This window comes from Kocuria sp. UBA5001 (genome assembly GCF_002398425.1).
Lineage (GTDB): Bacteria > Actinomycetota > Actinomycetes > Actinomycetales > Micrococcaceae > Kocuria > Kocuria salsicia.
Genome location: NZ_DGYR01000021.1, coordinates 114,584 through 122,919, shown reverse-complemented (window position 1 = coordinate 122,919; position 8,336 = coordinate 114,584). Strand labels below are relative to the sequence as shown.

At 71.2% G+C, this 8,336-nt stretch carries 11 protein-coding genes and 1 pseudogene; all 12 read right to left on the bottom strand.

The window, feature by feature from the left end:
* Nucleotides 1-851, bottom strand: a pseudogene (locus tag B3G12_RS11880) (hypothetical protein); the annotation flags it as partial.
* A gap of 187 nt (nucleotides 852-1,038) precedes the next feature.
* Entirely contained in the window at nucleotides 1,039-1,527 is a 489-nt protein-coding gene (locus tag B3G12_RS11875) for a YraN family protein (RefSeq protein WP_144942540.1), read from the bottom strand.
* A 70-nt stretch (nucleotides 1,528-1,597) separates the two neighbouring features.
* Nucleotides 1,598-2,329: a ribonuclease HII gene (locus tag B3G12_RS11870; RefSeq protein ID WP_144942539.1), complete on the bottom strand. Its 732-nt coding sequence runs from the start codon at nucleotides 2,327-2,329 to the stop codon at nucleotides 1,598-1,600.
* Complete coding sequence (gene lepB, locus B3G12_RS11865; RefSeq protein ID WP_186366660.1) at nucleotides 2,326-3,150, bottom strand: signal peptidase I; 825 nt, start codon at nucleotides 3,148-3,150, stop codon at nucleotides 2,326-2,328. The genes B3G12_RS11870 and lepB (B3G12_RS11865) overlap by 4 nt, the downstream gene beginning before the upstream one ends.
* Nucleotides 3,151-3,282: 132 nt before the next feature.
* Nucleotides 3,283-3,918, bottom strand: a complete 636-nt coding sequence (gene lepB, locus B3G12_RS11860; protein ID WP_290500509.1) for a signal peptidase I — start codon at nucleotides 3,916-3,918, stop codon at nucleotides 3,283-3,285.
* Between the two features lie 65 nt (nucleotides 3,919-3,983).
* Nucleotides 3,984-4,337, bottom strand: a complete 354-nt coding sequence (gene rplS / locus B3G12_RS11855; protein WP_055083644.1) for a 50S ribosomal protein L19 — start codon at nucleotides 4,335-4,337, stop codon at nucleotides 3,984-3,986.
* A 177-nt stretch (nucleotides 4,338-4,514) separates the two neighbouring features.
* Entirely contained in the window at nucleotides 4,515-5,354 is an 840-nt protein-coding gene (trmD, locus tag B3G12_RS11850; RefSeq protein WP_260983346.1) for a tRNA (guanosine(37)-N1)-methyltransferase TrmD, read from the bottom strand.
* Between the two features lie 3 nt (nucleotides 5,355-5,357).
* The gene (gene rimM, locus B3G12_RS11845; RefSeq protein WP_144942536.1) at nucleotides 5,358-5,921 is read right to left on the bottom strand and encodes a ribosome maturation factor RimM; all 564 of its coding nucleotides are present in this window, start codon (nucleotides 5,919-5,921) and stop codon (nucleotides 5,358-5,360) included.
* A gap of 192 nt (nucleotides 5,922-6,113) precedes the next feature.
* On the bottom strand, nucleotides 6,114-6,356 hold the full coding sequence (locus B3G12_RS11840) for an RNA-binding protein (protein ID WP_055083649.1): 243 nt from the start codon (nucleotides 6,354-6,356) through the stop codon (nucleotides 6,114-6,116).
* Between the two features lie 2 nt (nucleotides 6,357-6,358).
* Nucleotides 6,359-6,787 carry a 30S ribosomal protein S16 gene (gene rpsP, locus B3G12_RS11835; RefSeq protein ID WP_126875007.1) on the bottom strand — a complete coding sequence of 143 codons (429 nt, stop codon included), beginning with the start codon at nucleotides 6,785-6,787 and terminating at the stop codon, nucleotides 6,359-6,361.
* A gap of 205 nt (nucleotides 6,788-6,992) precedes the next feature.
* Complete coding sequence (locus B3G12_RS11830; RefSeq protein WP_290500503.1) at nucleotides 6,993-7,841, bottom strand: hypothetical protein; 849 nt, start codon at nucleotides 7,839-7,841, stop codon at nucleotides 6,993-6,995.
* Nucleotides 7,838-8,329, bottom strand: coding sequence for an NUDIX domain-containing protein (locus B3G12_RS11825; protein ID WP_145009342.1), 492 nt, complete (start codon nucleotides 8,327-8,329; stop codon nucleotides 7,838-7,840). The genes B3G12_RS11830 and B3G12_RS11825 overlap by 4 nt, the downstream gene beginning before the upstream one ends.
* Between the last annotated feature and the right edge of the window lie 7 nt (nucleotides 8,330-8,336).

The window sequence follows — 8,336 nt, the reverse complement described above, 5'->3', positions numbered from 1 at the left end:
ACGGGGTTGGGGTCGACCGGGTCCACGGGCGGGTTGGCCGCGGACGGTTGGGAGGACGGCACCGGGTCCTTGGGGTCCTCTGCCGCCCCCGGATCCACGGGGAGCTCCGTGGAGTCCGGGGCGGGGGCGTCCTCGGCCTCGTCGGCGCCGTCGACCCGGGACGAACCGCTGGTGCCCGGTGCGTCGGAGGACCCTTCCCCGCCATCGGGGTGGGCTTTCACCGGTGTGACCTCCCGGTCACCGATCTGGGGGATGAGCTCAAGACTGACGAAGCTGTCCGGGACCGCGGAGATGTCGCCCACCAGAAGGTTGGAGCCCCGTTCCCCCACGGGGATGTCCTTCGTGGCGGATGCTGCGGCATCCCGCAGACGCATCCTGAGCTTCTCGGCCGTCTCCTGGGGCAGGGTCGACCCGTCGCGGGCGTGGTATTCCTCGTCGCGGACCCGGGGCATCCACTTCTCCGTTGCGCGGGAGACGTGCTCGAGCTGGTAGGAGGCGCCGTCCTTCGCCCGGAGTACGAGACGGCTCACGGACACCGGCGAGGCACCGTGTTCGTTGTCGATCTCCACCGTGGCGTATGTGGCACGAGCGACCTTGGCGTCCTGGCGCAGCCTGTCGATCCTCTGGTCTGGGACATCCGGAGCGGGCAACGTGATCCTCACGCTCGCACCGCCGGGGAGATTCGCCCGGAAGGTGCCCGGGTGCAGGCTGCCGTCTGCCGAAGCAGAGGCGGAGGCCCTCGTGTCCGGTGAGTCGCTCCGCTCCTCCCCGCAGCCGACGACGCACAGGGAGACGGCGGCGGTCAGCACCGTGGCGGAGAGCACATGTGGAAGCCACCCCGCTGTCTTCATCCGGCCCTCCAATCACACCCCCGGCCGCTGAACGGCACGCGCATGCAGGCTCCCATCCTACGAGACGCCCGTGGCGAATGTGATGTGCTCCGCCATGGTCCCCTCGCCGGAATCCGTCGGAGTTGCCGAGATGAGCGGGAATCACCCCCCCCTCAGCGAGCCCGGGCCACCCCGAGGAGGGCGCCGGTCAGAGCCACCCGATCGATCCCACGTGCTCCACCCGGGGTGAGCAGCCGCGTGGCCAGTGCACCGCCACGACGTCCACTGACGGCACGGCGGCGGCGTTCTCGCGGGCCCACGCCCGCGCGAGGACGTGCAGTCTGCGGAGCTTGTCGGCACCCACCGCCTCGGCAGGGTGGCCGAAGTCCCCGCCGGAGCGTGTCTTGACCTCGAAGACCGTGACTCGGCCGTGCCGCTCCGCCACGATGTCCAGTTCCCCGCGGGGTGCGCCCGGTGCCCGGACGGGCCGCCAGTTGCGGTGCAGCACCTGCCACCCCGAGCGCTGGAGCAGACCGGCGATGAGGTCCTCGCCGGCACGCCCCACGCCGAGGTGCGGGGCCGCGGGAGGACGTGGGCCCTCCGCGGGATCGGTGCGCGGACCGCCGGGGGGATCCGTGGGCGGATCAGTGGGAGGCTCGATCAGAGGTGCTTCGGAGTGCGGGGCAAAGGTGTTCATGCGCCCACTGTGAACCGTACGCCCAGGCGAGGTCACGCACGGGGCGCAGGTGTGGAGCGAGGGCGCTGCCTCAGATGCCCAGGTTCCAGCTCACCCGGTGGTGCGGAGTGCTTCCGTACCGGGTCAGCGCCTCCCGGTGTCCCACACTTCCGTACCCCTTGTTGCCTGCCCAGCCGTACGCCGGGTAGTCGGTGTCGAGCGCGGCCATCAGGTCGTCGCGCTCCACCTTGGCGACGATCGAGGCGGCCGCGACGCTCACGCACTGCGCATCGGCCTTGACCAGGGTGCGCACCACGGGCGGCAGCACCACGGGGTCCTCGTCCTGGCCGAGAACAGGCGGGACGTCGAGCCAGTTGTACGACCCGTCGAGGATCAACGCGTCCACGGGCACCCCGTCCTCGTGCACCGCGGCAAGAGCGCGCAGCCCCGCGAGCCGCAGGGCGGCGTTGATGCCCACTGCGTCGATCTCGCTGGGCTCTGCGTGCCCCACGCCACGGGCTGCGGCCCACGAGGGGATGGTCGGTGCGACAGCGGCGCGCCGGGCGGCGCTGAGCGCCTTGGAGTCGCGCACGCCCTCCCAGGGAGCCCCCGCGGACGGCGCCGTCGACAGCCCACTGGACGGTGCGACGTCGCCCTCCGGGCCCAGCCAGCGGGCAGCGTCCACGACCACGACGCCCACGCTCGCGGGCCCCGCCAGGGCGCCGCGCCCCACCTCGTCCATGCCCGCCACGTAGCGGGCACCCGCGAGTGCAAGTTGGCGCTCGACGTCGAGGGTCGGAGCCGCCGCCTTCGCGGGACTCACTTGTCGGCCGCGGGAATGTCCTGGAACGACCCCTCGGGGTTGTGCAGGAACTGGAAGCGGTCCAGCGGCCACGCGATCACGAACGCGGTGCCCACCACGTCCTCGCGCTTGATGAACTCGGTCCCGGTCTCGATGTGGTACCGGGAGTCCGCGGAGGCGTTGCGGTGGTCGCCCAGCACGAAGAACTCGCCGTCCGGAACCGTGACGTCGAAGGGGATCTCGGAGGGTTGCACCCCCGGGTAGAGGTAGGGCTCGTCGAGGGCCTTGCCGTTGACGGTGATCTTCCCCGAGGCGTCGCAGCACGTCACGTGGTCACCGCCCACACCGATCACACGCTTCACGAGGGCCTGCTGGCTGCTGTCGGGCAGCAGCCCCACGAACTCCAGGGCACCACGCACGGGGTTCGTCCCCGTCCTGGCACTGGCCGGGAGCCAGCCCTGCGTGTCGTCGAAGACCACGACGTCCCCGCGCTCGATCTCCCCCATCCGCGCGTCCAGCACGTTGACGAAGATCCGGTCGTCCAGCTCGAGCGTCTGCTCCATGGACCCGGAGGGGATGAAGAAGCCGCGGATCAGGAACGTCTTGGCCACGAACGCGATCACGAGCGCCAGCACCACCACGATCAGGATCTCGCGCACCGCGCCCCACCCGGTGGTCGGCTTCTCGGAGCCACGACGACGACGCCGTGCCCTGCCGCCGCGCGCCCCGCCCGAGGCCGCGGCGTCGGCGGAGGACTCGGCCGCCCCAGCGGGGGTCTGCCCCCCGAGGTCCTCGCGGGGACGGGAGGTGCCCGGAACGTCCGGTTCTTGCTGCTCAGCCACTGCGCGTTCCTTCTCTGTGGTGGGACCTGCTGGTGCGTGCCACGGTAGCGGCCCGCCCTGGTGCCCGGAGGCAATCCTGCCCGCGAGCCACGCCCGCGGGCCCCGCGGCGTCGTCGCCGTCGGCCGGGTTCCTCACCCGTTCAGGGAACGGGCGCGGTCCAGGGGCCACACCACGCGTTCGGCGGTGCCCACGATCCGCTCCGTGCGGATCAGGCCTCCCCCCGGGGCTCCCAGCAGGGAGCGCGAGTCCACGGACACGCGGCGGTGGTCGCCCATGAGCCAGACCCGCTCCTCGGGCACCTGCACGCTGAAAGTGATGTCGGAGGGTGCGTCCCCAGGATAGATGTAGTCCTCGTGCTGTTCCTGGCCGTTGACCGTGAGCAGCCCGTTCGCGCTGCAGCACGCCACGGTGTCGCCCGCTGTGGCCAAGACCCGCTTGACGTAGGCGGTGTCCGAGCCGGTGAGGCCGAGCCAACGCCCGGTGGTGTGGGCCGCCTGGACGTACCACGGGTCCGAGGAGTGGAGGGGCTCCAGCGAGCCTCGACCGTCGAAGACCACCAGGTCCCCGCGCTGCACGGAGTCCCCCGAGACGAGCTTGTCCACGAGCACCCGGTCCCCGCCCTCCAGCGTGGGCTCCATGGACCCGGAACCCACCCAGTAGACGTCCACGACGAAGCCCCGCAGCACGGCGGTCAGCACGAGGGCCGTGAGCAGGGCGACGGCCACCACGCGCAGCCACCAGCGACGCGTGGAAACAGGCCTGTTCACGGCGGAGGACCCGGCAGCTGCCGGGCCCTCCGCGTGTTCCGTGTGCTGTGGCACCCGGTTGAGTCCTACTTGCTCGGCTCGCGCTTCTCGCGGATGCGAGCAGCCTTGCCGTGACGGTCGCGCATGTAGTACAGCTTCGCGCGGCGGACGTCGCCGCGGCTCACGAGCTCGATCTTGTCGATGATCGGGGAGTGCACCGGGAAGGTGCGCTCCACGCCCACGCCGAAGCTGACCTTGCGGACCGTGAAGGTCTCGCGCACGCCCGAGCCCTGGCGGCCCAGGACGAAGCCCTTGAACACCTGGACACGGGAGCGGTTGCCCTCCACGATGTTCACGTGAACGTTCAGGGTGTCACCCGGACGGAAGTCGGGGACGTCGTCGCGCAGCGACTTGGCATCAAGCTGGTCAAGAATGTTCATGACATGACTCCTCGTGATCGCCGCAGGTCTCCCACGTGTGGTCTGCGCCCTGCCCCCGAGGGGTGGTCGCGCTACTGAGATCCGGACCGGATCATGGAATGCCCGGTCCGCGCGGTGCGTCGTTGGTCGCTCTCCCCCCTGCGGCAGGGGCGTGCCCGACGCACACACAGCGTGCCATTATGCCACATCGGGGCCGCTGCAGGGCGCCTCGTGGGTCACCTCACGGCGCCAGCCCAGACCCTCGCCCCCGGTCTCCGGGTGGTAGCCGTGCTCGGCGAGCACCGCGAGGTCCGCGCGGTCCAGCGTGGCCGGGTCCAGCGCGAGCACCATGTCGGGACGACGCCGCGCGGTCCGGGCCAGTTGCTGGTCCCGGCGCCACCGCGCGATCCGGCCGTGGTGCCCGGACAGCAGCGTCTCGGGAACCTCCCGCTCCCGCCACGTGGCAGGCTTCGTGTAGACGGGGTACTCCAGCAGCCCGCCGGTGTGGGACTCCTCCGCGAGGGACTCGGGGTTGCCGATCACACCGGGGATCAGGCGTGTCACGGCCTCGGTCATGGCGAGCACCGCGACCTCGCCCCCGTTGAGCACGTAGTCGCCCAGGCTCAGAGGACGCACCCGCACCTCGCCGCTGGCCCAGTCCAGGAACCGCTCGTCGATGCCCTCGTAGCGACCGCATGCGAACACCAGGTGCTTCTCCGCGGCGAGCTCGTAGGCGATCTCCTGGGTGAAGACCTCGCCCGCCGGCGAGGGGACCACGAGCACGGGGCGCGACGCCGCGGCGTCGTCCTGCGCGCCCAGCACGGACTCGAGGGCCTGCGCCCACGGCTCCGGCTTCATGACCATGCCCGCTCCCCCGCCGTAGGGGGTGTCGTCCACGGTGCGGTGCCTGTCGGTCGCGAACGCCCGCGGGTCCGTGACGGTCAGCTGAAGCAGCCCGTCCGTCACGGCCTTGCCGATCAGCGAGAGCCGCAGCGGTTCGAAGTACTCAGGGAAGATGCTCAGGACGTCGATGCGCACGCTCTACTCCGACTCCCCCAGCTCGAGCAGACCCGGGGGCGGGGTCACGAGGACCACCCCGCGATCCAGGTCCACCTCGGGGACGATCTCCTCCACGAAGGGGATCAGCACGGGCTGACCGCCCCCCGCGCGGCTCACCTCGAGCAGGTCCTGGACCGTGCCCTGGATCAGCGCCTTCACCGTGCCGATGGTGGCATCCCCCCGGGTGGTGTCCACCACGGTGAGGCCCAGCAGGTCGTCCTGGTGCCACTCGTCGTCGTCGAGATCGAGGTCCGCGACCTCCGCGAAGAGCTCGAGCCCCCGTGCGGCCTCCGCGGCGTTGCGGTCCGAGATCTCCTCGAACTTCGCCACGAGCACGCTCTTGTTCCAGCGCGAACCCGCCACTGTCACCTCGTCCAAGCGCAGCGGCTCCCGGGGCTCCTGCACGCCGCGGGGACGTCTCCCCGCCGCAACGCGCAGCACCGACCCCGGGGTGAAGCGCGACTGCGGGTCGTCGGTGAACAGCTCCACCGTGACCTCGCCGCGCACTCCGTGCGGCTTGCCGATCCGGGCCACCCGAACGCTCATTGCAACTCCTCGTGGGATCTCGTGGTCTCTCGTGCTCGTTCGCGCCGCCCGGGGCACCTCTCCGCCCGGCGGCCGCCTCCCGGGGCGTCGCCGCCCGGGTTTCGTCGCCCCTGCGGCTGTGCCACGGGACGAACACGGCCCCCGTTCCTCACCGAAGGAGGAACGGGGGCCGTGAACCAGTGCTGTGTCCGCTCAGCGACGACGGTCGGTGTCGACCACGTCCACGCGAACGCTCTCGCCGGAAGCCAGTGCCGAGACGACGGTGCGCAGGGCCTTGGCCGTGCGTCCCGAGCGCCCGATCACGCGCCCGAGGTCGTCGGGGTGCACCCGGACCTCGAGCGTCTCACCGCGGCGGCCCTCACGGGCACGCACGGTGACGTCCTCGGGGGCGTCCACGATGCCGCGGACCAGGTGCTCGAGGGCTTCGGCGAGCATGCTCACTCGGCCTTCTCGGCGTCGTCCTCTGCGGTGGCGGTCTCCTCGGCGGGAGCCTCCTCGGCCTTATCAGCCTTGGGCGTGATGGCCTCGGGGATGATCACGGAGCCGTTGTCCGGGGCCACGAACTCCTTCTTGGCCTCGGGCTGCTTCAGGGTGCCCTCGGCGCCCGGCTCACCCTTGAACTTCTGCCAGTCGCCGGTGATCTTCATGAGAGCCAGCACGGCCTCGGAGGGCTGCGCGCCCACACCGAGCCAGTACTGCACGCGATCGGACACCAGGTTGATGTACGAAGGGTTCTCAGTGGGCTGGTACACACCGACCTCTTCGATCACACGACCGTCGCGCTTCTTGCGAGAGTCGACGACCACCACGCGGTAGCGGGGATCGCGGATCTTGCCCATACGCTTGAGACGAATCTTGACTGCCACTTGTGTGGTTACTCCTGTTTCGAATGGATCGGACACCGCACGCACCGGCCCGTGGGGCGGGTGGTCCGTGGGTTTCCTGTGGACACGAGATCACGCGCGGTGAGAGGGTCCGCACGGTTCGAGTACCCGACCATTGTGCCACAGGTGTCAAAATCACCCGGCACCCGTGGGCGTCGTGCCCTCGTTCTTCGGGTACGACGGCGCCTCAGCGGCGTTTGCGCGCCCGTACCGCCGCCCACAGTGCCGTCTGCACCGCGGCGTCCGAGAGCATCAGGGCCGACGCCGAGCCGAGCAGCTTCGCGCCGCGCCCGCCACGCGAGGCCAGCCCGGCCAGACCCGCGCCCAGGGCGACCTCCGCCCCGCCGACAGCGAGCAGCAGCGCGGGGCGGCGCACGTAGGCCCGCTGGATGCGCGCCAGCACGTCGTTGCCGCTGGGCTCCACGCTCGCGGCGTCGAGCAGGGACAGCCCTGTCGTCCGCGGTTCGTACTCGCCGACTCCCTCGAACTCGTGGAGCTCCCGCTGCTGCTCGACGATCTTCGCCGCCATCACGGGCAGACCGAGCAGCTGCAGCACGGACTCCAGCAGCAGAGCCGAGCTCGGGGTGCGGGCGTAGTTCTCGAGCCGCGCGGTGGCTGCCGGGTCCAGGTCGCGCAGGGACGCGACCGTCTCCACGACCGCGGCAGACTCCACGTCTGACGGGGTCTCGGCCTGCTCCCCGGGACCCCACCGAAGGGTGGTGGCCTCGGCGAGCTCCGCCAGCTGCTCGCGCCAGTCCGCGTGCGAGTCCAGTGCCGTCACGGGCGGGCACACGCGCAGGGTGCGGCTCTCGCCGTCTGAGGTGAGCACCACCCAGACGCTGCCCGGGTCACCCGCAGCTGCGAGTGCCAGGGGATCCACGCCCGGAGTGACGAGCACCGCCGACCAGCCGTCCTGGGTGACGGCGGTGAACGGGCTGCCCAGGGCCCCGGCGAGGAATGGCAGCTGGGGTGCGTCCGCGTGCAGCAGCGCCACAGTGCGCGTCTGCCGGGCCGTGGTGTGCGCGGTCTCGCTCATGCCCCGCCACCGTTCACCACGCGCTCCACCACGCCCCCGGTCTCGAGAACTCCGAGTGCGTCGCGCAGGTGCTCCGCGAGGCTCGCCGGGAGCACGGTCTCCAGGTCCTCCGGCGCGACCCACCGATGGGACAACAGCTCCTCCTCCTGCACCGTGATGGGCGTGTCAGAGGCGATCTCGCCGCCGTCGTAGAGGAAGGAGACGGAGTCGCCCCACATGCCCATGGCCACGCCGTGACTCACGGCCAGCAGCCGCCCCTCGGGAAGGTGCAGGCCAACCTCCTCCACCACTTCGCGGAAGCACCCGGTGCGGGGGTCCTCCCCCTCCTCCACGGTGCCGCCGGGCAGGGTCCAGCCGTCCTTGTAGTTGGGTTCCACCGTCAGGACGCGACCGCTCTCGTCACGGATCAGCGCGGCAGACGCGAGTCGCCGGGTGGGCAGCGTGGCGATGAACGCCCGCAGCTCGTCGTCGGGAAGGTACGAACCCATGACCGCC

Coding starts and splice junctions, on each gene's coding strand:
- B3G12_RS11830 (WP_290500503.1), bottom strand. CDS start 7,841: ATGAGCGAGACCGCGCACACCACGGCCCGGCAGACGCGCACTGTGGCG.
- B3G12_RS11825 (WP_145009342.1), bottom strand. CDS start 8,329: ATGGGTTCGTACCTTCCCGACGACGAGCTGCGGGCGTTCATCGCCACG.
- rimM (WP_144942536.1), bottom strand. CDS start 5,921: ATGAGCGTTCGGGTGGCCCGGATCGGCAAGCCGCACGGAGTGCGCGGC.
- B3G12_RS11875 (WP_144942540.1), bottom strand. CDS start 1,527: ATGAACACCTTTGCCCCGCACTCCGAAGCACCTCTGATCGAGCCTCCC.
- rplS (WP_055083644.1), bottom strand. CDS start 4,337: ATGAACATTCTTGACCAGCTTGATGCCAAGTCGCTGCGCGACGACGTC.
- B3G12_RS11840 (WP_055083649.1), bottom strand. CDS start 6,356: ATGCTCGCCGAAGCCCTCGAGCACCTGGTCCGCGGCATCGTGGACGCC.